This window comes from Rhizobium sp. AC27/96 (genome assembly GCF_001692325.1).
Lineage (GTDB): Bacteria > Pseudomonadota > Alphaproteobacteria > Rhizobiales > Rhizobiaceae > Rhizobium.
Genome location: NZ_LXKN01000066.1, coordinates 105736 through 129602, shown reverse-complemented (window position 1 = coordinate 129602; position 23867 = coordinate 105736). Strand labels below are relative to the sequence as shown.

Below are 23867 nucleotides of genomic sequence, written 5' to 3'. Positions count from 1 at the left end.
TTAGTTTCGCTGTACCGTCAGGAGCCGAAGATGACGAGCTCTGTAAATGTCAGGTCTCCGAGCGGCGGCGGTTTCGGGCCCCTGAAGTATTTCGCGCCGCTGCCCGCAAAATATCGGCCTGTCAGACCGGGCACCGGTGCGTTGGCGTCCACGATTGCGAGCAACATGCCCTTGCGCAGCAGATAACGGCCGAGCACACCGGCGCACTGGCTCAACTCTTCCAGCGAACGGCAGTAGATGACCTGGGAGCACGGAACAATCCCATGGAAGATCCGACGCGTCTTGAACACGAAGGGGTATGCCTTGCCCTCGCCGACACAGATCAACGACCGGCATTCGAGGGCCGCATGTTTAAGAAGAATGTCTCTGTCGCCTTCGGAAAGCATCGACATTTCCGGAAGATCGGAACGGGCCTCCAGCACGCGATAGGGATGCTTCACTGAGCTTAGAATAGGCAGGAACGCAAGCTGGCCTTCCGAGTACCGCCGGAAACCGAGCGCCTCGTTGACCTTCTCTGTTCCGGGTGCCGGCGAAACATTGAAATAGATGACGTTCTTTTTTCTCAGCACGGCGATGACCATCTTGCCGGCAAAGGCGCGGTACTCCGGATCGACAGACCAGCTCGAGAGATTGCAGCGAATTTCTTCCTCGCCTTCCTGTCCCTCATGGCGGAAATACAGCGCCAGCAACACGCCGACGATCCGCCCCGACATATCCAGCACGAAGCCGTATTTCGGGAGATCCGGCACGATGGGCCTTTTCTCCATGCGGACGATGGCCCGCTCCCAATAGCTTCTGGAGCGCGTCGGAAAATTCCTGCCAAGGCAATCGATGATGCCTTCCCAATCGTTGTCTTCAATCGGCCGGCAAGTAAGTCCGGGAGGGTATGCACCTAAAACAGCCACGATTAACTCCGGAATATTACCGATTTGGTGGTCAATGTTTCATTCTTCCAAAGACATTACTACATCATCATTAACAAATATTTGTTGCGAATACTTACAAAAGAACCCTCTAAACTTACCGTCATTTACGTGTAAACGACTATATCTCGGCAGCCTTTCGTTGCAAAGACAGGCCTCTCGCGATTGCGACTGCGCGCCACCGCGTACCGAACGAGACACCGACCAGCAGAAGGCAGAAGCCGAGGGCAAGAGGCGAGAAGAATGCCTCCTCCTGCAATACGGCATTGGAGGTGATCGTGACGATGGTGACGAAAGCAAAGAGAAAATCGGGATCGCCAGTCGCGATGAGCTGCTTGCGCGCCGCCACGGCAAGCGCAATCAGAAAGCCGAAGAAAACGAAACTGCCGACGCCCATCTGGTAGAGCATCACGCCGACGGCGCTTTCGACAGGAACCGAAGCCACGCCCTCCCCCTGCGCCCGGTCCCAATCGAGATTGAGACTGGTGCTGGACAGATTCCCGCCAATGCCCAATCCTTGCCCCAGGGGGTTATGGAGAAATTCGCGAACGCCGGCGATCAGGCCGAGAACATGGTAGTCGCCATGCGTCGCACCAAAGGCGATTGCCGCGACCGTCCACACCCCGGCCAATACGACCACGGCCAGAAGCGTCAGTTCCACCCTGGATGGGCGCAACATCATCCGTGCGCCGAGCGCGACGATCAACATGAATGTGGCGCCCTTGGAACCAATCACCAGAAGCAGCGGGATCGCAGCGATCGGCAACAGCCAACGCCCCCTGAACAGAAGCCAGGTGGCCATGATACTCAAACCATAGGCATAGCTGATCGGGTGAAAGTTCGGACCGCCATTGCGGAAGATCGGTGGAAACAGATCGCTTAGGAGCTTGATGTTGAAGAAGGTCGTCATCATCGTATCTTCGAGACCGCGCAGCACAAAGCCCGTTTCCCGGAGCCGCTTCTCCCAAACACCCGCTTCGATCTGCGCTTTGAGGCCACGCTGGATATAGAGATCGCCATGGAACAGGCTGAGGAAATCCATCCTGAAGATCTGTTCCAGATAGCCATAGGCGATCGCGCCGACGCAGAGCCAGAAGATCGCCTTGCGCAAGTCGACGGGATAAAGGCTCGCAGCCAGGATTGCGATGTGAAAGCAGGCGATCGGCGTGATGGTATTGCGGAAATAGATGACCGCGTCCTTGGGACCTCCGTGAACCGCTCCAAGCGCGAAATAGAAGCAAACCGTCCCGCACAACACGAAGCTGAAGAGCAGCCACGGACGCAATTCGCTCAAAGCACGCACGCGATACTGGAATGAAGCGATGAAAAACATGCCGAAGGCGGCCATCAGAATGACGAAGTTGGCCCCTCGAAGCGCATCGAACGTATTGTGATCGGGAACGAAAGGCGTGAACCACGCGACCACAAGGTTTTGATAGAGGAACGAGCAGGCAATAACGGCGGGGATGCATCCAGGTAGCGCGATTGACAGGATCAATGTCAGGAGAAACGTCGCCGCAACCCCGAACGGTGTCCAGACTGCAAAGGCGGAAACGGACGCAATGACCGAAAGAATTGCGATAAACAGATGAAACACGGCATCCGAGCGCAGCGAGTTCTGCGCTGCCGGACTGAAGCCGGCATGGCCGCCCGTGATGCTCATCGCAGGCCTCCATCAATCCGCGCCGGCTGCGGTTCGGCAAGACCGGATACGTTTCGCATCTCAGCCACCGCCTCCGAACATTGCCGCGATCATCGAGGTATCGAAACCCTCCGTGCTGCCCCTGTTCTTGATGAAGCCAAAACCCTGATCGAGCTCCCAATAGACCCAGCCGACCTGGTTTGCTTCCGCCGCGCGACGTACGGAGCGAACCCAGGATGTCCGGCTTTCCGCGTCGACACAGAAATTCAGCACGCCGAATTCGTTCATGATCACCGGGCAGTCATAGGTCTCGGACCAATGCTTGAGCCCTGCGAATTCGGCTGCGATTGCCGCATCCGTCCAGGGCGTCGACAATTGCTCCTCAATCAAGGCCGCTGCCTGTTCATCCCCGGCTGTACGCAGCGCATTGATACGCTCGACTACGCTCGGCGTTTCTTTCGTTGCCGGAAAGGGCAGATTCGAAATCCGCGCAAGCGGCGATGAATCCCAAGTTTCGCACTGATGCGTGAAAGCCGTCGGCGCGTAAAAGTGAACGGCGGCAATCTGGTTGTCGTCGGCAAGCGGCGGCGTCTCGCCGATTTCCCATATGCCCTGCGAAGGGGACGGTCCCCACATCAGCGTGTGAAGCGGACAGCCGGATCGGACAATTTCTGCAAGCCGGTCGCGCAATCCAAGCCACGCCTCGCTTTCCATGGGCGGCTCGTTCAACAGTTCCGGATAGACCGAGGCAGGCGGCAGGTCGGCGACGACGCTGCGAAGCGCCGTCCATGCCTGCGCCACCCTCGCTGCTCCCGCGTCGAAATCGAGACGCAAGGCGGCGTGAAGATTTTCCGAAGGATGCATATCGACAATGACAGCGAAGCCATGCCGCACGAGCGCCGTCACGCCATCCCGGATACGGCGAAGTGCTGCCGCATCACCCGTCGAGATGAGATCGCCGTTGATGGGCAGGCGGATCGTCTCGAAGCCGAGACGGCGAAGCTCTTCAAGCACCGCATCGCTCGGAGCGATACCATCGCTGCTATCGAGCCAGCCCGGCAGATTGAACCCGCGTGACGGCACCGGACGCTTGTCCGCAGCCCGCACGGGACTGGAAAAAGCGGCCACGATGGAACCGCCTGCCAGCGTGAGAGCGCCCCGGCGTGACATCATCATCGATGATAGCCTGGTCGTTACGCTCATCGTCCCGCAGCAATCCTGCCGCTCCGATTTCCGTCGTCGGTTGGCCGAATGGGATGCACCACCGACCCTTCGGCGACGCCCACGGCCGTTGGCGCGATCACCAGCGTCGCACTGCGGCCGATCTGATCGGTATCGATGCGTTGTCGAAGCATATTGGCCGCCTCGGACATCTCCTCCGATGGGCTGAGCGCGAAAAGCATGAGGTCTGCCTCGGCAAAAAGCGTCGGCTGCCAGTCGCTATCGACGAGTGACGGAGCCATCAGAAGGACGAAATCGAAGGAGCCCGCGTCAGCCAATATGTCATCGATGGTAAGGCGAGCTTCCGCCATCTGCTCTCGCTGGGCAGCCTTGTTGTAAACGATTGTTCGAAGGCCGCTCGCGCCGCTGACGAATACGCTATTGGCGCTTCGCCTCGGTGCTTCCAGTCCCGGCTGACTGCCAAATTCAACCACAAGCACGCTCTGCTCGGCCTGTTGAAGGCCAATGCCGACCATGGCGCCGGCAAGTCTTGCGGCAAGAGGCGTGTGCAGCGAGGACACCAGCAGCACATAGGGTTTCGGGTGCTCTTTCAGGTGAAGAATGATGCGCCGCATGAGTTGCAGGACATCACGCGAAAAGGCTTCGTTCCCGGCTTGAAAAAAGCGTCTCCGCATCGCCCGGATGCTCGAATATGCGCCGGAGCCCGCAACGCCCGGCAAACGATATTCTCCGAGATTGACGGGCACGGGCTCCGACCGCACCACATCAAGCACACTATCCTTACGGGGCTCTACTCCCTCCAGGCTGTTGCGCATGGGTGTTGTCGGGTCATTTTCCCGTTGACCGACGGGCCCGCGCAACATAGCAAGGCCGCATCCCAGAATCAGGCCCAGCAGGGCGCTCACCGGCAGCAGCAGCAATGGTTTCGGCCATGTCGGCTGCACGGGCGGCGACGCAGAGCTTATGACCCGGGCCTCCTGCAGCTGGAGGCCCTGCATCTGCGAGGTCTCCTCGGCGCGCTTCAGAAAATCATCGAGGACTGTTCGGGCCGCCTGGGCCCTCGCCTCGAAACGCCGCAACTGCACCTGCGCGACATCCGAGCTTTCAAGCTGCTGACGCAGGGCATCGAGCTTGGCCTGAAGGGTGACGACGTTCTGTGCCGCCAGATCGGATTTCGCCTTCAACTCCTGCGTGATCCGCTGGGCTTCCACGGCCATGAGGCCCTGCATTCCATCAAGCTCCGATCGAAGCCTTCTGATGATGGGATGACGCGATTGGTAGGTGGCTTCGTAATTGGCAAGATCCGCCGCGCGCTGATTGTAGTTTTCGCGCAGTTTCACCGTGGCTTCGGAGGAAAGGATTTCCGAAAGCTTGGCAAGGCCGGCGGGCGACGTGCCGGCGGCAACCGCCTGGGCATATTTATCCTTGGCCTGATCGGCGTCGCTTCGAGCGCCGCTCAACTGCTCGGTGAGCCGATCGATCTGCGATTGCAGCGTGCCGCCGGCGGATGCATCGAGTATCTTATGGGTGACCTTGAAGTCCCCAACCTCGCGTTCCGCGTCGCTGACATTTTTCTGAAGGCCGCTGATCTTGTCGGCAAGCAGCGAATTCACATCGCTATTGGCGGTTTCCCGCTCTCCCGAAAGGCCGGTCCTGTATCGATTGACGATCGCGTTGGCGATCCGCGCCGCCTTGTCAGGATAGCGGGATACAAAGCTGACATCGATGACATAGGTAAGTCCCGCGCGTTCGACGGTCACGCCGCGCTGGAACCGCTTGAAGATCTCATCCGTCGTCGGACGCTTACCCAGACCGACAAGCGAGAGTAAACCGCCGCTCGAGAACTCGGCATCCTTCTCGATGCCTTCGCTTTCGAAGACTTTTATCAGCAGGTCGCGCGATTCAATGACGTAGACCTGGCTGGCAATAGCAGCGCTGTCGCTGCCGATATTGGGGAGCACGCTGTTCAAATTCGTGGCATGTGAATCGCGCGGATCGATCATGATCGAGGCCGTCGCCGTGTAGCTCGGCTTGGCGACGGCAAGATAGGCGACCGTCAGCAACAGCACGACGATGACGCTTGCCAGCACCGTCAAACGGCGCTGCCAAAGGATCGTCCATACGGCACCGACGTCGAGCAGCGGCGGCAGCGTGCGTTCGTCAATGCTAAACGGCTTCATTCTCTGTCTCTCCGCTGCCGCGGGTCCTCGGCTCGTCCCGGATGGTTAAATTCAGTATTAGTGAATAATGTTAATCATCCGTTGAATTTATACCGGTGCGTGTGATCGAGATGAGACATCGCAAGTAACCATGTTGCCAGTTCGCGCTGGCGCCACCATGAGAACTTAAGATATTAGAGATACATCTTATTTTAAGACTTATCGGCCGCAGAGCCCGAGTTGATCAGTGCAGGATTACGACGTTGGGTGACAAAGTAAGTAGTCACAATACTATATCGGCCGAAATATCCCCTCCCGCGAACAATCTGCGCCAATCTATAGGCGCACTTGCGAGAAGCGGAGCTGTGGCAAGCGTGATTAAGCTTGCCAGTGCTGGCCTCTCTTTCCTGATGTTCGTAACGGTGGCCATGACCACCGATGAGCGACAGTTCGGCCTTTACAGCGCTGCCTATGCCGGAGCGAGCCTGACCTCGTTCTTCTCTATCGTCGGTCAGCAAAGTGCGGTCCTGCGCTTTTGGCCCCAATATGCGGGAAATAACGACCTCAATTCGGCCAACGGCATGATGGCGCGCTCCATCCTCGTCGCGCTCGCCGGGCTCGGTAGCTTCAGCCTGCTCATTGCTGTTATCGGATTTCTACCACTTGCGGGTGCGCAGACACCCGAGTGGCTATCGATCTGTATCGCAACGACAGTGCTTGCCTTCGCGCTCGGCTGGTCCGAATTCGTCGCTTGTGCGCTCCGTGCCAAGAACGCGCTCATATTCGCCCTGCTTCCGCGCGACGTGATCTGGCGAGCGGTAGCGATCCCGATCTTTATCCTCGCCCACTTCATGCAAATCAAAATGAGTGCGGTGATGGCAACCTATCTGACGGCGGGCCTGCTGCTTCTCTGCATCGCCCCACAAACACTCGTCTTGTTTCGCGACACGATCCGCGCGAAGCGCGGCCCGCTCACCCGGGAACAGAAGCGGGAATTCAAGACTGTCACCCTTGGCCTCTGGGGCGTCACCGCTCTACCGCCGGCGCTGAGCCAGGCAAGTACCCTGCTTGTCGCGGCGATCCTCGGCCCGGAGGCCGCCGGTGCGATCTTTGTGGCGGACCGGACCATGCGGCTCGTGGTCCTAGCGCTGAACGGCATCAACCAGGCGCTGGCTCCGCAGATCTCCGGCGCGTTTCATAGTGGCGACAGGCCGCATGTGCAGCGCATCACCAGCCTTGCCGCCTTCGCCGGCTTTGTCATCGCTTTGTCGGTGCTGATGGTATTTGTATTCTTCGGTGATCAGATCCTCTCGGTCTTCAATCCCGCCTATGCCACGCCGACCATGCAGATAACGCTGATCATCTTCGGTATCGGCGCCACGGTTGGAACCGCCTGCGGCCCGACCGAAATCCTCATGCAGTTGACGGGCCTGCAGCACGCACTTTTCAAGCTGCTCGTTATCGTCAACGTCCTCGGGCTCTGCGCGACGGCGGTTCTGACCTATTTGCTCGGCCCTATCGGCGCCGCATTGAGCATCTCCGGCACCATCATTGTCTGGTGTGTGACGGCCGTTTTCATCGCGCGGCGCAGTATAGGCATCAATCCCTCAATCCTCGGCTTTTTCGCCGGCGAGGACGCACTTGCCGCCCGCTCCTTCCTGAAAGGCCGCTCATGAAAATCGTCCAGGTGCAGACACAGGCGGAAGCAGGCGGCGCACAGCGCATATCGGACATGGTGGGTGAAGGGCTGCGCGCCCGCGGCCACGAGATACGCACCGTGTTCATGTACAGGAAAACCGATGTCTATGACCGCGACCCCTACGCGGATTTCGTCCTCGCCGAGCCGCCACAGGGCCTTTTTGGACAAATCAAGGCGGCAGTTGGGCTTGCGCGCTATCTGCGCGCCGCACGGCCGGACGCGGTCATCACCTTCCAACACTATGGCAACATCTTCGGTACCATCGGCGCGCGTCTGGCCGGCGCAAAGCTGATCATCGCGAACCAGAGCGGGGCGCCGCAGTCACGAGGGGTGAGAGGCATCCTCACACAGATCGACAAGCTGATGGGGACGCTCGGCATCTACCATGCAAACGTCGTCAACTCCGGTTGGACAAGGGCACAATTCGACACGTTCCCGGAAGCCTACCAACGGCGAACCTTGCGGATTGACCACGGCGTTGCCGCACCAGCGCACGCAATCGACAAGGCAGCGGCGCGGGCCGCTTTCGGCCTGCCGTCGGGAGCATGGCTTGCCGTTTCGTCCGGCCGAATGGCACCGTCGAAAAACCAGATCGCCCTCGTCGGAGCGCTCGTTCACTTGCCCGAAATTCACATGGCCATTGCCGGTACCGGACCCGAATGGGACGCGATTGTCGCCTTTGCCGCAAGCCACGGCGTGAAGGACAGGCTCCATCTGGTCGGCGAGGTTCCTCCGACGCGCATTTTCGAATTCCTTGCCGCGGGCGACGCATACGCCTTTGCCTCGACAACCGAGACCTTTGGTTTGGCCGTAGTCGAAGCGGCCATCTCCGGCCTGCCCGTTGTGACGAGCGACTTGCCGGTCATGAAGGAAGTGCTGACGACGGAGGGTAGCGAAGCGGCGGCACTCTTCGTCGACGCCGACGCAGCGGGCATCGCGAAGGGGCTCGCTGAACTTATCGCCGAGCCAGAGCTTGCGGCGCGCCTCGCGGCGGCCGGACAGCGGCTCAAGGAACAATATTCGCCGGCGAGAATGTGCGCGGGCTACGAGGCGCTCCTCGCACCGCAATCATTTCCGCACGGCTGCAATCCCGTCGATCACTTCCAATCGGCTTGAGCGATTGAGTGTATGGATCTTCGGATAGGGCCAATCGCCCTCAGCCGTGATCGGTTGCGGCGCCGACAGCCGGACCGTCTGATCGTTCAATTCCAGCAGCTCGGAGAGACCGAGCCCGCCGCCGTAACCAAGCGTTCCATCCTGCACCGGCAGGAAGATGCGATCGTTCTCACAACGAATGAAGGCGCCACCCGGCCTCGCCATGCGACGATCGATGAGGATGGGATTGAGCGGATGCGGCGTCCAGGGGCCGGCAAGGCTTGGGGCATGGAAAACCACCAGAGTATCCGACGTACTGCCATAGCCATCGCGGTTGGTGGCAAACAACCAGAGCCGCCCGCCATGGTCGAGCAATGTCGCATCGGAGATTTCTCCCTCGATGAGCACGGCCTCGGCGACCCAGCGATCCGGAAATCCTACCGAGCGATATAGCGTGAGCTTGCCGCTCGCGCTTGCCTCCGGAAGCATCCAGACCGAGCCATCTCGCTCGAATACCTGCGGATAGGAGAGATGATGCGGCTCCTCCAAGACGCATCGCGGCGCCTGAGGCCTCCCATCCACATCGAATGGCACGACAGATATGACGGCCTTTCCGGTTGCGTGCGGATAGTCTTCGACAAAGAGGAAGTTCTGGCCATGCCATTGGAAGGCGAAGGGGTCTGCGTAGAAATGGTCGCCCTCATCCGGTAGGACGGACCAACCGTCGCCAAGGGTGCATGTCGCAGCGACACCCGGCGCATCTATAAAGCGATAACCGACTCGCCAGTGCGCATGACGGAAACGCGTTCGCCGTATGGCCTCGCGGCCAAGCCGGGGCAGTGATCCGACCATATAGGCAGATGCAAATCCAACTGCCGTAAGGCTGTCCTTGCTGGGCGCCTCTGACAACGGCTCGCCGATGACCAACCGGCTCTCAGCAAAGGCTCGAACTGTCGAAACAATGAGAGTGATCGCTCGGGCCAGTACGTCCTCGACGCCGAGCGCTACCGATTCCCGCCTGTCGATCATCGGCCAGGCCCGACTCACGACTGTTTTGCCATCAAGCACCGCCTCGATCACAGGCAATCTGCCTGCCGCTACCGCCTGCGCAATCGAGACATCGAAAGGGGAGTTGTCGAATCTCAGCGCGATCGTGGGAATATCCGAAGATGCGGCATTGCCGGCAAGATCCAGCCTCAATGCCGCCGAGCCCCTGCGGGGACTCGCTGGTATCGCCGACACGGGAGTTGCGAGACCAGGGATGGTGCGGCGAAAGACGCGCCGCTCAAGGGCGAGGATGGCATTGACCATCGCCGGCCAACCCACCGATCCCGTCGCATGCAAAACGGCGATATCATATCCCTCAGCCCGCAGCCGCCTGATGACGACGTCCTGCCAGAGGCGAGGAGCGGATTGTGGGACGATGATGTCGATGGATGGCATGGCGCTTCCCGTCCGTGGCTGCCTCACGCGGGCCTCCACGGGCCAGATGAGCCGTAGCTTGGTGGAGAAAGCTTACTTTCGGGTTACTCCAAGGTTGTATTGCATGGACGGCACTTCAATCCTCATGGCTTCAATCGCAAAATTGCGGCGCGTCCCAAGGATCGTGTCATTCATGCTCTCCCTTGAAGCCGCTGTTGAAGAACTCGACAAGCCCGAAAGGTGCGCGCGCTCCGAGGCAAAGATCGAGGATCAGGTGGGCATCCACCGCCTCCGACTCACTGCGCGGGAACATGTCAGCCTCGTAGGCAGCGAGTGCCGCCTCGATATTGTCGGGATGCGAAACGATCGCCTTTCCGAGCTCGGCACCGTCGAACATTGCCAGGTTTGCACCCTCGCCGGACGGCGGCATCAGGTGCGCGGCATCTCCGAGAAGCGTCACGCCGGGTATGCGGTCCCATCGATGCGCGTCCGGAAGCGTGTGGATCATGCGTGGCACCAGCGGCGTGTCGCCGTCTGTAATCAACGCAGTCAGCTCCGGCGCCCAGCCCTCGAACTCGGTAGCAATTCGAGCAGCGGCGGCGCTATCCGTAAGGTCGATGCTGGCAACCCATTCGACAGGGCGGCTGAGCTGGACATAGGTGTGAAGAACACCCCCCGCCTCACGATGCGCGAAGATCCCCTTTCCCGGCGAGGCAACAAACAGCGCCCCACTGCCAACCGCTTGAGCGGCCGCAAGGTGCCGCTCGTCGGCGTCGTGGAGATAGGTTTCGAAGAATGTCGCGCCGGCATAGACCGGTTTGGCGTCCGATAGCAGCGGCCGCACCTTGGACCACGCGCCGTCCGCGCCGACAAGGAGCTCGGTCTTCACCATCGACCCATCCGCGAAGGTCAGCTCGTGCCGACCTCCGCCTAAGATCACCACGCTGGCGAGCTTCTTGCCCCATTGGATCGCTTCCGTAGGCAGGGATTCAAGGAGAATCCTTCGCAGATCGCCGCGAAGCACTTCGGGACGGCCACCCGTGCCGTCATCAGCCTCCTCGAACAACAATTTTCCGTGCTGGTCGAGCACCCGCGTCGCCTGGGCGCCCTCGTGAATGATTGCGCGGAACTCCTGGGTGAGGCCGGCCGCGTCGAGCGCAAGCTGCCCGTTGTGCTCGTGGATATCGAGTTGGCCTCCCTGCGTGCGAGCCTCGACCGAAGGCTCCGCCTCGTAGATCGTTACGGGAATGCCATGAATATGCAGGACACGCGCGAGGACGAGGCCACCAAGGCCCGCACCAACGATTGTCACGGGTATCGTCATCGGATTCTCTTTCTGATCTTATGGAACAACGTTCCATTAATATGAATTGGAACATTGTTCCAATTATGTCAGGATCAGACTCATGCGGACAAGAAACCAAAGGACAGACCGGCGTACCGACGCGCTCTCGAAGGAGCGGATCGTCGATGCTGCAATCGAAATCCTCGATACGGATGGTGAGAGCGCCCTGACCTTCCGCACACTTGCCGCGCGCCTGGCGACAGGGAGCGGGGCGATCTATTGGCACGTTGCCGACAAGAATGAGCTGCTGACGGCAGCAGCCAACCATATTGTCGCCCGGACTTTAGGTGCGAGCGTCAATGATGCCGACCCGCGGGAGGGAATCCGCGCCATCGCCCTTGGCGTGTTCAATGTCATCGACATCCACCCTTGGGTCGGTACCCAGCTCTCGCGTGAGCCGTGGCAGACCGCGATGCTGCAGATCTTCGAAGGCATCGGCGGCCGGCTCCGGGCGCTCGGTGTTCCCGAACAGGCGCAGTTCGACGCCGCCTCGGTGCTTCTGAACTATATCCTCGGTGTCGCCGGCCAGAATGCCGCGAACGCCCGCCTTCTTCCGCGTGAAGTAGATCGTTCGGCATTTCTGGCGAGCATCGCCGCGCGATGGACGCAGCACGATCCCGCAGAATATCCCTTCGTGCATCAGGTGGCGGCGCAGATACCCAATCATGACGACCAAGAGCAGTTTCTTGCCGGCATCAACCTCATCCTGGCCGGCATCGAAAGCACACGATAGCCCGGCCTGGATGGAGACCCCTCTGGCTAGCTTCGCTTGCGGTCAGGCGCCAGAACGAAATCGTGCTCGACCTGCCAGAACGTTCCCGGGAATTCGAGTTCCTTCGCCCGTGCCGGATCATCGGTCAACCTGAACTCGGCGAGCAGGCTCTCCTTGACCCCGAAGACGGCGTCCGAGTGAATATAGGGGTCATCGGGATCGAAGATGTGGGTCGTCAGCGTCTCGAAGCCATCGGCCTTGATGATGTAGTGCAGATGGGCGGGCCGATACGGGTGGCGACCGAGTGCATCGAGCAATTTTCCCACAGGACCGTCATCCGGGATCGGATAGTATTTCGGCTTCACCGCCCGGAACCAGTAGTGCCCGTCCTTGCCGGTGCGGAAGACGCCGCGCAGGTTGAAATCAGGCTGGATGCCCTTCTGCTGGACATCGTAAAACCCCTCGTCATTGGCCTGCCAGACATCGAGCACCGCATTTTCGATCGGCCTGCCGTCGGTGTCGAGGATGCGGCCGCTGATCACCATGTCCTCGCCCTTCTGGTCGAGGCAGATATTGGCGCCCATAGGCAACTCCGGCGCATCGGCCACATGGAAGGGGCCGAGGACTGTGCTTTCGGATGCGCCTGACGGCTTGCGATTGTTGATCGCATCGACCAGCATCGACACGCCAAGCACATCCGATAGCAGGATGAATTCCTGCCGCCAGTCCGTGCAGGTGTGGCCGGTGCGGGTGAGGAAGAAGATCGCCTCCATCCATTCGTCTTGGGTCGGCTCCAGCTCCTTCACCGCCTCGTGCAGCTTGCGGGTGACGACTTCCATCACCTGCTTCAGCCGCGCATCCCCAGTATTCGCGTTGCGGCCGGTCACAACCTCGACGGAATTTTCCTCGGTGAAATAGCCTTTTTCTTGCACGCTCATTGTCGCCTCACAAATCCAGAATTGTCTTCAGAACGCGACACAGCTCGCGTTCCGGGTCGTCAACCGCCGCATCGGAGCGCCAGGCAACATGATGGTCGGGGCGCACGAGCAGCACGCCGGAATCGCTGATCTCGCGGGCGCGCGCCCAGTCTCCAGTCAGATCCTGCCACTCCTGCCGTGGACCTATTCTGTGGACCGCGATCGGCAGCTTCAGCTCCTTCGCTAGTGCCCTTGCAGCCACGATCCAGCCATCGCCACCAATGCCGGTCAGTACGGTGAAAACGCCATGCCCGGTGAGATCGAGGCTCGATACCTTCGCGCCACTGTCGTTGAACAACCAGGCATGCGGCAAGCGCGCACCAGGCCAGCTCGTTGGCTGAAAATGCAATTCCGGGTCCTTCTCGAAGGCGGGTTCCGGCTGACCGTCCTTGACCACGGCATTCGAGGCATAACGGTGGTTCATCTCCACGCCATGCGCATCGAATTCGTAGACCTTATGGGCTATCGCCTCGCGGATGGCCGTGCGCTGGCGCTCCGCATCGGCGGTGTCGTCGCAGCGCGCATCAATGTTCTGCTGCATCTTCACCGGATCGACGGAATCGAGCAGGCCCAACGACTTGAAGATCGGCCCGAATTCCTCGATCGATTTGTTGGCGCGAGTAACGATCTGCTTGGCAACCGGCGCACGCTCGGCCTGGTAGCTGTCGAGCAGGCCAATGCCGGCCTGACCTCTAAGCACCATGGCAAGCTTCCAGGCAAGATTAAAGCCGTCCTGGATCGAGGTGTTGGAGCCGAGGCCGTTCGAAGGCGGATGACGATGTGTGGCATCGCCCATACAGAAGACCCGGCCGTTCGACATTGTGGTCGCATACATGTTGTTGACGGTCCAGGTGGAGACGGATTTGATCTTCGGCTTGAGATCGGCAACGCCCACCAATTCGCGCACAACCTTGGTGGCGAAGGCATCATCGACCTCAGGCGGCGGCTGGTTGATGTCATAGCCCCAGACGATTAGCCATTCGTTCCATGGCCGCACCATGCGCACGAGGCCCATGCCGATGCCGCCAACATCGGCGCCGGGCTGCAGCACCCAATAAAGGACCGAAGGCCGATGGGCGACGTAGCGCGAGAGATCGGCCTCGAACAGGATGTTCATCGAGCCGGCAACGCCCATCTTGCCTTCGAAGGTCAGGCCCGCATGCTCGGCCACCTTCGAGTTGCCGCCATCGGCGCCGACCAGAAATTTCGAGCGGATGGTCACTTCCTTGCCCGTCAGGCGATCGAGACAGCTCGTCGTGACGCCCTCGGCATCCTGGATGTGGCTCAGATATTCCATCGACATGCGCGCCTGCGCCCCGCGCGAGCAAGCCGTCTTGAACAGCAGCGGCTCCATGTAGGTCTGCGGCAGGTCGTTCATGTGGGCGGGTGACGAAAGCAGATGTTCCGCGCGGGACAACGGATGGTTGCCCCAACTCTGCATGCGGCCGATTTCCTCGCCGGCGACCGCCGTGCAGAAGACGTTCTGCCCCATCAGATCCTGCTCGACCGCAAAGAGATAGGCCTCCTCCTCCACATCGCGGCCGAGATCGCGCAGAACCTCCATGGTGCGCTGGTTGGTGATATGCGCGCGTGGCGTGATCGCCAGCCAGCGGTAGCGGTTGATCACCATCGGCTCGAGGCCGTAGGTCGCAAGCAACGCTGATGTCGCCGAGCCGGCGGGTCCAGTGCCAATGATCAGAACGTCGGTGGTAATGTCAGCCATGTGGCCCTCCCTTTTCATCATTCAGGATAGGTCCGCCTTTTAGCAGGCGGCGAACCGGAAAAAGTTCCCAGCCGGTGCGGGTGGAGATAAGCCCCCAGAGACCGCGCGGCGCAAACAGCATCGTAACGATGGCGAGCGCCCCCAGAGCCAGCAGATACCAGGAGCCGTAGCTCGAAAAGGCATTCTGCAGCAGGAAGAAGACGAGCACGCCGACCAACGGGCCTTCGATGGTGCCGATGCCGCCGATGACGACAATGAAGACGACATAAGCAGTCCAGTTCGTGAGCGAGAAGGCCGCATCCGGCGATATCCGCGCCTTCTGCAGATAAATAAGCGCGCCGACCATGCCCGTCACGAACGCCGTCGCGAGATAGACGACGATCTTCAAGCGGAGCGCATCGACGCCGAGCGCGCGGGCTGCCGTCTCGTTGTCGCGGACGGCAGCAAGGCCAAGCCCTTGCTTGCTGCGCAGCAGCCTGTAGATGAAACCGACCGTCAACGCCGTGAGCGCCAGCGCCAGCCAATAGGCAAGTGCATCGGCCGCCGCTGCCGAGCGCATGCCGAACCAATCCTGCAGCAGCGAGATGCCGAGCATGTCCTTCGTAGCCTCGCGCGGCAGCGAAGTACCCGTCCCGCCGCCAAGCATCTTCCATTGGGCAAAGAGCAGGCGTCCCACTTCGGCAATGACCCAGGTGCCGATCGCAAAATAGGGACCATAGAGCCGGAAGGAAAAGAAGGCTGCGGGGGCGGCGATGATCATCGCGAAGAGGCCGGCGAGTGGAATGGCAAGGATCGGATCGACGCCAGCGAGAATGACGAAGCCGAACAGCGCATAGGCGCCGCAGCCGACGAACAGCTGTTGGCCGACGGAGATCAGACCGGCATAGCCGGCGAGCAGGTTCCAGCCCTGCGCCAGCACCAACATGGTGAGAATGAAAAACAGATCCTGCACGACGCCGCGCGAAACGACGAAGGGAGCAGCCGCCAGAACCACGACGGCGACAATGGCAAGAACGGCAAAGATGCCGGAAAGCCGTGTCCGCGTCTCAACCCGCCAGCCTGGCGGCGTTGCAATCTCGGTCGACATGGTTTCGAAACCTGTGGTCATGGCCGCCTCAATCCACTGCTCGAGGGAACAGGCCGCGTGGCCGGAAGAGAAGCACGCAGAGGAAGGCGATATGCCCGGCAAGGATCTGCCATTCAGGATTGATCGCCGCTCCCATGGTCTGCGCAACCCCCAGGATGATGCCGCCGGCAAGCGTGCCCCAGAGCGAGCCAAGACCACCGATGATGACCACTTCAAAGGCATAGATGAGCCGCGCGGGCCCCGCCGTCGGATCGAAATTCGCCCGCATGCCGAGATAGAGCGCCGCTACCGTCACGATCATCATCGCAAGCCCGGTGGCGATGGCGAAGATGGAATTCGGCCGGATGCCCATCAGGCTCGCCGTGACCACATCATCCGAGGTGGCGCGGAAGGCACGGCCGAGCTCGGTGCGGTAGATGAGCTGGTTAAGAGCAACGATGACGAGAACGGCCGAGGCAAAGGTGATGAGCGGCATCACGCCGGCATTGACGCCACCGAATTGCAGCGAGGCTGTCTCCAATGCGCCTGCGGATATCCGCCGGCTGTCGGCCGTGAACCCTTCCAGAAGTCCGTTCTGGATGACGATCGACAGGCCGAAGGTGACGAGCAAAGGCGGCAGAATGTCCTTGCCGAGCGTGCCTTTCAGCAGATGATATTGCAGCAGCCAGCCGACCACAAACATCAGGGGCGCGGCGATCAGCGCCGCCAGGAAGGGATTGAGCCCAAGCAGGGAAACGAGCGTCAGGATCAGGAAGGCCGCGAGCACGATGAGATCGCCATGAGCAAGATTGACGAGACGCATGATGCCGAAGACGAGGCTGAGACCCGCCGCAAACAGCGCATAAAGGCCGCCCAGCAGCACGCCTTGAAGAAGCGTATCAAGCCAGTTCATGGGTGTCTGCTCCAAAATAAGCTGCATGAATATCGGCGCGATCGAGCTCCGCCGGACGACCCGTCAGGGTGATGCGGCCCTCCATCATGCAATAGACGCGATCGGCAACTTTCAGCGCCTGAGCGATATCCTGCTCGACGATGACGATGGCGGCACCCGCGGCGCGGATATGCGCAAAGGCGGCATAGATGTCCTTGATGACTACGGGAGCAAGGCCGAGGCTCAGCTCGTCGCAGAGAAGGACTTCGGGGTTGGACATCAGCGCCCTGCCAATCGCGACCATCTGCTGCTGTCCACCGGAAAGCGCCGTCGCGGGATTGCGCCGTCTTTCTCTCAGGATCGGAAATAGCATGTAGATACTGTCGAGTGTCCATGGCCCGGAGATCCGCCGGCCATAACGGCCGATTTGCAGATTTTCCTCGACCGTCAGCGACGGAAACAGCTTTCGCCCCTCCGGCACGAGCGCGATGCCACGCCGAACCACATCGGATGCGGCCAAAGCGCCGATCGGCTCGCCGCGATGAAGGACCATCTCGGGCTTATTGTTAATGACACCGGCTATCGAGCGCATCAGCGTCGATTTGCCGGCGCCGTTCGCCCCAATGACAGCGATGGTCTCGCCAGCCTCAAGCCGCATATCGACGCCAAGCACGGCCTGGAAATCGCCGTAGGAGGCCATGAGGCCATGGGTTTCGATAAGGCTTGCCATCAGACTTCCATCCCCAGATAGATCTCGCGCACCTCGCTCGAGGCCATGATGGCTTCCGGCTCGCCGATGCCGATCATCCGGCCGAAATTCAGCACAAGAATGCGCTGAACCACTGCCGTCAACGCATGCAGCACATGCTCGATCCAGATGATCGCAATACCGCGTTGATGAACCCGCCTGATGGTCGCGACGAGCTGGCGGCATTCGCCCTCCGTCAAGCCGCCGGCGATTTCGTCGAGAAGCAACAACTTCGGCTGGGTCGCGAGCGCGCGGGCGAGTTCCAGGCGCTTGCGTTCGAGCAGGGTTAGCGATCCCGCCGGCATGTTCGCCTTGGCGATCAAGCCGGTCTCGACCAGAATGTCTGCGCAAAGATCCGAGACATTTCTCTCGGTCGCCTGCGCCCCAAAGGCGCCAGCGACCAGCAGGTTCTCATAGACGGTCAAACGTTCAAAAGGCTGCGGGATCTGGAAGGTGCGGCCCATGCCGGCAAAGCAGCGCTGCATCGGCGGCGTGTGGGTGACATCACGACCGTCGAAGCGGATCGATCCGCGCGCTACGGAGAGGTTGCCGTTGATCAGGTTGAACAGCGTCGACTTGCCGGCACCGTTCGGCCCGATGATCCCGAGTGCTTCCCCCGGCTCGACAGAGAAGCCGATATCCTCGGCGACGACGAGCGCGCCGAAGGATTTCGAAACTCCGTTCAATTCCAGTATGGGCATTGTCGTTCTCCCTTAGAGGCCGCCCGACGCAAAGCCGGGCAGCCGTCCTCTCACGCCAGCGCTTCGAGCTTGCCGCCGAGCGGCACATTCGGCGCCAGCCCATTTTCGACAACCACGAGATCGTAGCCGCCGCCCGACTTCAGCCGCCATTGGCCGCCGACCAGCGGCGTCTTGGCGACATTCTTCTGGGCGAATGGCGGAAGCTTCTCATTGGCCCAGGCAATAGGCCCGACGAGCGTATCGAGCTTCGTTTCGCCGATCGCCTTGGCGACCGTTTCCGCATCGCCGGCATCGCCTGCGCGCTTCATTACATCGACGGCCAGCTCGAATAGTGCGTGGGCAAAGCCGATCGGCTGGGTCCATGGGCGGCCGGTTGCCTTGGTGAAGGCATCGGCAACGGCGGCGGCGGTCTCGCCGGTCAAGGATGACTTGAACGGATGCGTCGGCGTCCACCAGACCTCGGTCGACAGATTGTGCCCGGCATTTCCCAGCGCCTCGACGGTCTGCGGGAAGAGAAGCGCCTTGCCGATCGAGGCGACCTTCGGCTTCAGGCCCTGCTGCTTGGCCTGGTTCCAGAATGTCGTGAGGTCGGGTGGGATCATGACGCCAGTCAGGATATCGGTGCCTGCCTGCTTGAAGGCGTTGATCTGCGCGGAAAAATCATCCGTCAGGTTCTGATAGCGGCCGGTATCCGTGAGCCCGTAGCCGAGCTTGTCGAGAACCGGCGGGAAACCGACGACCTTGTCGCCCCAGGCATTGCCGTCGCCATCGTTCGGGAACAGGCCGCCGACCTTCTTGTTGGTCTCGATCTGGCTCCACATGCCCGTATAGACGGCAATGATATCCTCCAGTCCCCAGAAGAAGTGATAGGCATAGTTGAAGGGTTTCCACGAAGCCGGATCGCCCGGATTGCCTTGCTGGCCGATGAACCAGGGCTGCCAGGGCGCGACAGTCGAAATGCAGGGCATCTCCTCGGCTTCACAGGTCGTGGAGACCGGATTGGTCGTTTCCGGTATCGAGGAGACCAGCATCAGATTGATCTGGTCATCGACGATCAGTTCCTTTGCGACTTCTGCCGCGCGGTTGGGGTTGGACTGGCTATCCTTCACCACGACCTCGTAGTTGAGGCCCTTTGCCTTGGTCGTTGCCAGGAAGGCATCGATGACGAACTTGTCGGCTTCACCGAAGGCCGCAAGCGGCCCGGTCTGCGGGCTGACATAACCGAGCTTGATCGCCGCATTCTTGGCAATGGCTGGCATCGCCAGGCCCGATGTCGCAAGCACAGCACCGCCGGCAGCCGTCGTCTTTAGAAAATCGCGTCTCGTGAACATGTTTCCTCCCCTCATTGTCTCTCCTCCCAAAGAGCGCGCCATCAGGCGCAATATGTCAGCCGGCTGGTCGCCGGCCCTCCCATGCGTCCTGCAAGAGTGTCCTGATCGAGTCCCGGTCGATCGGCCGCGGATTCCAATAGGGATTTTCAACTGCGATCGACGCTGCGCGATCGAGATCGGCTTCCGTCAGCCCGAATTCCTTGAGCGACAGCGGCGCTCCGATCGCCTTGGCGAAATCCCAGAGCCCACCGCCGATCGTTCCGCCGAAGATACCAGCTGCCTCAGCCAATTCCGGTGCGGCGGCTGCCGCATTGAAGGCGGCCGTATGCGGCAACATCACCGCATGGGTTTCCGCGTGCGGCGTATCGAAGGAGCCGCCCAGCGTGTGGCAGATCTTGTGATGCAGCGCCATGCCGACGGTGCCGAGCACCGAGCCGCAGAGCCACGCGCCATAAAGCGCATCGCTACGGGCCTCGGTGTTCTTCGGATCATCCACGATAACAGGCAGGCTCCGCGCAAAGGCGCGCAGGCCTTCCAGCGCCATCAGGCTCGAAATCGGATTGCGGTCGCGCGCGTAAAGCGCTTCGACGGCATGCGCCATGGCGTTCAACCCGCTCGTCACGCTCATCGCCACCGGCAGACCGAGTGTCAGCGATGGGTCGTAAATGACGATTTCCGCCAGGATCCTGGCATCGCGCACCGTCGTCTTGCGGCCACCTTCGGTCTGGCCAAGGATCGGCGTGACCTCCGAACCTGCATAGGTTGTTGGAATGACGATCTGGAGAAGATCAGTGCGATAAGCGATCGCCTTGCCGAGGCCAGTCGTCGATCCTCCCCCGAGCGAAACGACACAATCCGCACCGGTTTCCGCCACCACCTTCATCGCGGCCTCAGTGACATCGACGGGCGTGTGCATGGTGGCATCAGTAAAGACGCCGCAAGCGAGCGGGCCGATCTCGCGAGCGAGCGCCTCGGCATCGGCCTTCTGGTGCGGCGTCGACAGGACCAAAGCGCGCTTACAGCCGGCCTTAGCGATCCATTCGGCAACCGTGCTTCTGCTGCCGGCGCCGAAGACGATCTGGGCCGGGCTGCCCGCATAGGAAAAATCTGGGGTCATCCTGCTCTCCCCGGCTTTGCTCTGACCATGACGAAGGTGAGATTTGCTGCCTTGCCGCGCTGTCCACCGATGTCGGCAGATTCAAAACTGGTGACGAGTTCCGGTCGAACGCCGAAGAGGGCGTCTTCGGCAAGATGTGGGTCGCTCGCATCGTAGATATGGGTCGTGATCGTCTCGAAACCCTTGGCGCGCACGACGAAATGCAGATGAGCGGGGCGGCGCAGCGGATAGCCGGCTTCGGCAAGCAGCCGCCCAACCGGCCCGTCATCCGGCACGCCGTAGCCCGCCGGCATCACCGAACGATAATGGAAACGACCATCCGCATCCGTGCGGAAAAGACCGCGCAGATTGTGTTCCGGCTGCAGGTCGGGCTGCTGGTTCTCATAGAAACCCTCGCCATTGGCCTGCCAGGTGATGATTTCGGCGCCAGCGATCGGCAGGCCGTCCAGATCCTGCACCCGCGCGGAAACCACTAGCGGCTCGCCAACGCCGTCGAGTGAGATCGAGGAACCGGAGGCTCGCTCCGGCGCATCGTTGCGAAAGAATGGTCCGCGGATGGTGTTCGGCGTCGCCGCCTTCGGACGCCGGGAATTGATCTCCTCGACTAGGGCCGAGGCGCCGATGAGATCGGACAACAGCACCCATTCTTGCCGTCGCTCGTCGGAGGCGTGACCGACCTCGGTCAAAAACGCAATGAGCTGACGCCACTCGTCCTGGGTCGGGCGAAACTGCTTGATGAGATCATGCACATGCGTCACGGCAGCGGCAATCAGCCGTGGCAGATTGCCATCGCCGTTTGCGAAGAAGCGCTCGGAGAAAGCCTCCGACGATGTCGCTTCGCTGAATGTGAGCGCCTTGGCATGCCCCGCCATGCTCTTCCTCCAAAATCTGCTGTGCAGCTTGAAGAGACATTAGCAGCGGAAAATGCATGGATTGATGATTTTGTTACCTGTCAGTATAACAGATCGTTATGAAGTTCGACGAACGCCACCTCATTCAGCTTGCCGCTGTCGTGAAAACAGGCGGCGTGACCGAAGGTGCCGCCCTGCTGGGGCTGGCGCAACCGGCCGTTTCGCGCACTTTGTCCATGCTGGAAAAACGCGTCGGCGAGCCGCTGTTCGTCCGGGGCCGCCGGCCGCTTCAACCGACGCCGCTTGGCCTGTCGCTCGCCGAGCATGGGCTGGTCATGCTGGCCGCTTCGCGCAAGGCATCCGATCTCGTGGAGAGTTTCAGGGTGGGCAAGAGCGGCGTCGTGCGGATCGGCGGCACGCCGTTCTTCATGGATGCGCTGATCGCCGGCCTCTGTGCCGAATTCCAGGCAAGCCACCCGGATGTGCGCATCGACCAGAGCTATGGCTACTTCCCCGATCTGCGGGCCGCCCTCAAGGCCGACCAGATCGACCTTGCCATCTGCCCGATCGACATTCTCGACGAGGGGTCCGGGCTCGAATTTCAGCAGATCCTCCCCGGACGCAATGTCGTTGCCTGCCGGGTGACACACCCGCTGCTGCTGAAGCGTCGGCCGCAGCCGAGCCATCTTCTCGACTACCCCTGGATCGCGCCTCCGCCCGGCAGCCCGCTGCTGGCGGATCTGCGCGCCCTGTTGCTCTCCTTCGGCGCAACCGAAATCAAGATCCGCTATTCGGGCGGCTCGCTCATGAGCGTCATCAACTATCTGAAGGCAGCGGATGCCCTAACAATCATGCCGCATAGCGTGGTGTTTGCTCAGCGCAAGGAAAAGACAATAACGGCGCTGCCGATCACAATTCCCCACCCGGAACGCGCCCTTGCCATCCTCACGCGGGTCGACGCGCCGCACTCTCCAGCCGTCGACCAGTTTGCCGAATTTGTCCGCTCCGGCTTCCAGAACCTTCGCCATCTGATCAAGCGGCATGAGGAGTCAGTGATCTGGGGGCTTTGAGAAGCCCCTAGCCACGCGCGCGCAACGCGACCGTCAGGGGCAGCCGCGTGGCGGAAAGTGCCGGCAATGCGCCTCCCACAACGCCGATCACCAGGCCCAGGAGACCGGCCATGAACATCACCCGGCCATCCATCGTGAGCTGAAATGCCATGCTGGCATTGTTCGCGCCGATGGTGCTGGCCTGCCAGCCATTGAACAGAAACCATGAAGCGATGAGCCCGATGGCAGCGCCGATGGCCGAAAGCAGGATTGCCTCGACCCAGGTGGCAATGAAGGCGGCCAACCGGCTAAATCCCAGGGCTCGCACAGTCGCAATCTCGACGGCTCTATCGGAAACCGAACTCATCATCGTGTTGAGCGCACCGGCCGTCGCGCCAAGCGCCATCAGGAGTGCTACCGGCCATCCGAACATGCGGATGAGATCGGCTGTGCCGGAAGACTGCGCGGCATAAAGATCGGCTTCGGATACCGCGACCATGGGCGTGACCGTGATCGTGCCGAGTGCAGCCTGCAACAGCTTGATCGCGCTCGGTTCGACCAGCCGCAATCTTACGCTCTGAACCTCGCCCTGCCGATCGAAGGCCGAGCGGACGGCATCAAGATCGCCCCATATTTCCGACTCGAAAGCACTGCCATTCGCGGAAAAATGCCCGACCACCGTCCATTCCACCGGACCCAGCCGCACCCGGTCTCCCACGGCAAGAGACCCAAATTCCCCGGCAATGCGATCACCCACGGCGATTTCGCGTGAACCAGGCGTTGGAAAACGACCGGCTGACAAGGTGACGCCGTCGCGAAGCGAGGGACCGGTCGCGTCCATGCCCCGCAACGCCAGCATCTTGGCAGCATCTGCGCCTTGCTGCCGAACTTCCACAGGGACGACGATCTCGCGGGAATAGACCAGATTACCGGCCGCATCATGCATAGCTCCGATATCGCCCCGCATCGCTTCGATCGTCCGGATCGCCTCGGCGGGAATAGCGGAGGCCATTTCCTGATTGGTGCCACCGCCGAGAAGGACCGCGACGGTGGGGGATCCGGCGCTCTTCAATGCCGTCTCGAAGCCGGCCGCCATTGAGAGAAAGCCGGCGAGGACCGCGACGACGAGCGCGATGGACAGCGCCATCGAGATGGAAATCGCCAGCCGCCGTGGCAGGCTGAAAAGGCTGGCCCGGATCATCACGAGCATTTGCTTGATATTGGAAGACATGG

The 23867-nt window shown here is 60.9% G+C and carries 20 protein-coding genes; 4 read left to right on the top strand and 16 right to left on the bottom strand.

What is annotated here, in order from left to right:
* Positions 1-17 precede the first annotated feature (17 nt).
* From A6U86_RS29880 to A6U86_RS29865, 4 genes are all read right to left on the bottom strand, one after another.
* On the bottom strand, positions 18-905 hold the full coding sequence (locus A6U86_RS29880) for a hypothetical protein (RefSeq protein ID WP_068399244.1): 888 nt from the start codon (positions 903-905) through the stop codon (positions 18-20).
* 139 nt (positions 906-1044) lie between these two features.
* A complete protein-coding gene (locus tag A6U86_RS29875; protein ID WP_068399241.1) occupies positions 1045-2586 on the bottom strand; it encodes a hypothetical protein in 1542 nt (513 codons plus the stop codon).
* A 60-nt stretch (positions 2587-2646) separates the two neighbouring features.
* A complete protein-coding gene (locus A6U86_RS29870; protein ID WP_068399237.1) occupies positions 2647-3768 on the bottom strand; it encodes a glycoside hydrolase family 5 protein in 1122 nt (373 codons plus the stop codon).
* Positions 3765-5927, bottom strand: coding sequence for a GumC family protein (locus A6U86_RS29865; protein WP_068399236.1), 2163 nt, complete (start codon positions 5925-5927; stop codon positions 3765-3767). Before A6U86_RS29865 ends, A6U86_RS29870 begins: the two co-directional genes overlap by 4 nt.
* Positions 5928-6169: 242 nt before the next feature.
* Here A6U86_RS29865 and A6U86_RS29860 point away from each other — a divergent pair, with 242 nt between their 5' ends.
* Positions 6170-7582, top strand: coding sequence for a lipopolysaccharide biosynthesis protein (locus A6U86_RS29860; protein WP_068399235.1), 1413 nt, complete (start codon positions 6170-6172; stop codon positions 7580-7582).
* Positions 7579-8721 carry a glycosyltransferase family 4 protein gene (locus A6U86_RS29855; protein ID WP_068399233.1) on the top strand — a complete coding sequence of 381 codons (1143 nt, stop codon included), beginning with the start codon at positions 7579-7581 and terminating at the stop codon, positions 8719-8721. The genes A6U86_RS29860 and A6U86_RS29855 overlap by 4 nt, the downstream gene beginning before the upstream one ends.
* On the opposite strand, the gene A6U86_RS29850 is transcribed toward A6U86_RS29855, so the two are convergent.
* Together A6U86_RS29850 and A6U86_RS29845 are read right to left on the bottom strand one after the other, a co-directional pair.
* Positions 8674-10143: a hypothetical protein gene (locus tag A6U86_RS29850; RefSeq protein WP_068399649.1), complete on the bottom strand. Its 1470-nt coding sequence runs from the start codon at positions 10141-10143 to the stop codon at positions 8674-8676. The genes A6U86_RS29855 and A6U86_RS29850 overlap by 48 nt on opposite strands.
* Before the next feature lie 166 nt (positions 10144-10309).
* Positions 10310-11446, bottom strand: a complete 1137-nt coding sequence (locus tag A6U86_RS29845) for an NAD(P)/FAD-dependent oxidoreductase (protein ID WP_068399232.1) — start codon at positions 11444-11446, stop codon at positions 10310-10312.
* 82 nt (positions 11447-11528) lie between these two features.
* Between A6U86_RS29845 and A6U86_RS29840 the strand changes: the two genes are divergently transcribed.
* Positions 11529-12200 carry a TetR/AcrR family transcriptional regulator gene (locus A6U86_RS29840; protein WP_068399231.1) on the top strand — a complete coding sequence of 224 codons (672 nt, stop codon included), beginning with the start codon at positions 11529-11531 and terminating at the stop codon, positions 12198-12200.
* 26 nt (positions 12201-12226) lie between these two features.
* Here the strand turns inward: A6U86_RS29840 and A6U86_RS29835 are convergent, their stop codons facing one another.
* Genes A6U86_RS29835 through A6U86_RS29795 form a run of 9 tightly spaced genes read right to left on the bottom strand, consistent with a single transcriptional unit; the run spans position 12227 to position 21606 of the window.
* The gene (locus tag A6U86_RS29835) at positions 12227-13117 is read right to left on the bottom strand and encodes an intradiol ring-cleavage dioxygenase (RefSeq protein WP_068399226.1); all 891 of its coding nucleotides are present in this window, start codon (positions 13115-13117) and stop codon (positions 12227-12229) included.
* Positions 13118-13124: 7 nt separating this feature from the next.
* Complete coding sequence (locus A6U86_RS29830; RefSeq protein ID WP_068399222.1) at positions 13125-14879, bottom strand: FAD-dependent monooxygenase; 1755 nt, start codon at positions 14877-14879, stop codon at positions 13125-13127.
* Positions 14872-15987, bottom strand: coding sequence for a branched-chain amino acid ABC transporter permease (locus A6U86_RS29825; RefSeq protein ID WP_068399218.1), 1116 nt, complete (start codon positions 15985-15987; stop codon positions 14872-14874). Before A6U86_RS29825 ends, A6U86_RS29830 begins: the two co-directional genes overlap by 8 nt.
* A 7-nt stretch (positions 15988-15994) precedes the next feature.
* Positions 15995-16858, bottom strand: coding sequence for a branched-chain amino acid ABC transporter permease (locus A6U86_RS29820; protein ID WP_068399216.1), 864 nt, complete (start codon positions 16856-16858; stop codon positions 15995-15997).
* Positions 16845-17567: an ABC transporter ATP-binding protein gene (locus tag A6U86_RS29815; protein ID WP_068399213.1), complete on the bottom strand. Its 723-nt coding sequence runs from the start codon at positions 17565-17567 to the stop codon at positions 16845-16847. The genes A6U86_RS29820 and A6U86_RS29815 overlap by 14 nt, the downstream gene beginning before the upstream one ends.
* Complete coding sequence (locus tag A6U86_RS29810) at positions 17567-18286, bottom strand: ABC transporter ATP-binding protein (RefSeq protein WP_068399211.1); 720 nt, start codon at positions 18284-18286, stop codon at positions 17567-17569. The genes A6U86_RS29815 and A6U86_RS29810 overlap by 1 nt, the downstream gene beginning before the upstream one ends.
* Before the next feature lie 50 nt (positions 18287-18336).
* A complete protein-coding gene (locus A6U86_RS29805) occupies positions 18337-19617 on the bottom strand; it encodes an ABC transporter substrate-binding protein (RefSeq protein ID WP_068399209.1) in 1281 nt (426 codons plus the stop codon).
* 55 nt (positions 19618-19672) lie between these two features.
* Complete coding sequence (locus A6U86_RS29800; RefSeq protein WP_068399207.1) at positions 19673-20734, bottom strand: maleylacetate reductase; 1062 nt, start codon at positions 20732-20734, stop codon at positions 19673-19675.
* Positions 20731-21606: a dioxygenase gene (locus tag A6U86_RS29795; protein WP_068399205.1), complete on the bottom strand. Its 876-nt coding sequence runs from the start codon at positions 21604-21606 to the stop codon at positions 20731-20733. Before A6U86_RS29795 ends, A6U86_RS29800 begins: the two co-directional genes overlap by 4 nt.
* Before the next feature lie 98 nt (positions 21607-21704).
* Here A6U86_RS29795 and A6U86_RS29790 point away from each other — a divergent pair, with 98 nt between their 5' ends.
* A complete protein-coding gene (locus tag A6U86_RS29790) occupies positions 21705-22655 on the top strand; it encodes a LysR family transcriptional regulator (protein WP_068399203.1) in 951 nt (316 codons plus the stop codon).
* A 7-nt stretch (positions 22656-22662) separates the two neighbouring features.
* Here the strand turns inward: A6U86_RS29790 and A6U86_RS29785 are convergent, their stop codons facing one another.
* On the bottom strand, positions 22663-23865 hold the full coding sequence (locus A6U86_RS29785; RefSeq protein ID WP_068399201.1) for an ABC transporter permease: 1203 nt from the start codon (positions 23863-23865) through the stop codon (positions 22663-22665).
* Positions 23866-23867 lie beyond the last annotated feature (2 nt).

Coding starts and splice junctions, on each gene's coding strand:
- A6U86_RS29875 (WP_068399241.1), bottom strand. CDS start 2,586: ATGAGCATCACGGGCGGCCATGCCGGCTTCAGTCCGGCAGCGCAGAAC.
- A6U86_RS29870 (WP_068399237.1), bottom strand. CDS start 3,768: ATGAGCGTAACGACCAGGCTATCATCGATGATGATGTCACGCCGGGGC.
- A6U86_RS29865 (WP_068399236.1), bottom strand. CDS start 5,927: ATGAAGCCGTTTAGCATTGACGAACGCACGCTGCCGCCGCTGCTCGAC.
- A6U86_RS29855 (WP_068399233.1), top strand. CDS start 7,579: ATGAAAATCGTCCAGGTGCAGACACAGGCGGAAGCAGGCGGCGCACAG.
- A6U86_RS29850 (WP_068399649.1), bottom strand. CDS start 10,143: ATGCCATCCATCGACATCATCGTCCCACAATCCGCTCCTCGCCTCTGG.
- A6U86_RS29845 (WP_068399232.1), bottom strand. CDS start 11,446: ATGACGATACCCGTGACAATCGTTGGTGCGGGCCTTGGTGGCCTCGTC.
- A6U86_RS29840 (WP_068399231.1), top strand. CDS start 11,529: ATGCGGACAAGAAACCAAAGGACAGACCGGCGTACCGACGCGCTCTCG.
- A6U86_RS29835 (WP_068399226.1), bottom strand. CDS start 13,117: ATGAGCGTGCAAGAAAAAGGCTATTTCACCGAGGAAAATTCCGTCGAG.
- A6U86_RS29830 (WP_068399222.1), bottom strand. CDS start 14,879: ATGGCTGACATTACCACCGACGTTCTGATCATTGGCACTGGACCCGCC.
- A6U86_RS29825 (WP_068399218.1), bottom strand. CDS start 15,987: ATGACCACAGGTTTCGAAACCATGTCGACCGAGATTGCAACGCCGCCA.
- A6U86_RS29820 (WP_068399216.1), bottom strand. CDS start 16,858: ATGAACTGGCTTGATACGCTTCTTCAAGGCGTGCTGCTGGGCGGCCTT.
- A6U86_RS29815 (WP_068399213.1), bottom strand. CDS start 17,567: ATGGCAAGCCTTATCGAAACCCATGGCCTCATGGCCTCCTACGGCGAT.
- A6U86_RS29810 (WP_068399211.1), bottom strand. CDS start 18,286: ATGCCCATACTGGAATTGAACGGAGTTTCGAAATCCTTCGGCGCGCTC.
- A6U86_RS29805 (WP_068399209.1), bottom strand. CDS start 19,617: ATGTTCACGAGACGCGATTTTCTAAAGACGACGGCTGCCGGCGGTGCT.
- A6U86_RS29800 (WP_068399207.1), bottom strand. CDS start 20,734: ATGACCCCAGATTTTTCCTATGCGGGCAGCCCGGCCCAGATCGTCTTC.
- A6U86_RS29795 (WP_068399205.1), bottom strand. CDS start 21,606: ATGGCGGGGCATGCCAAGGCGCTCACATTCAGCGAAGCGACATCGTCG.
- A6U86_RS29790 (WP_068399203.1), top strand. CDS start 21,705: ATGAAGTTCGACGAACGCCACCTCATTCAGCTTGCCGCTGTCGTGAAA.
- A6U86_RS29785 (WP_068399201.1), bottom strand. CDS start 23,865: ATGTCTTCCAATATCAAGCAAATGCTCGTGATGATCCGGGCCAGCCTT.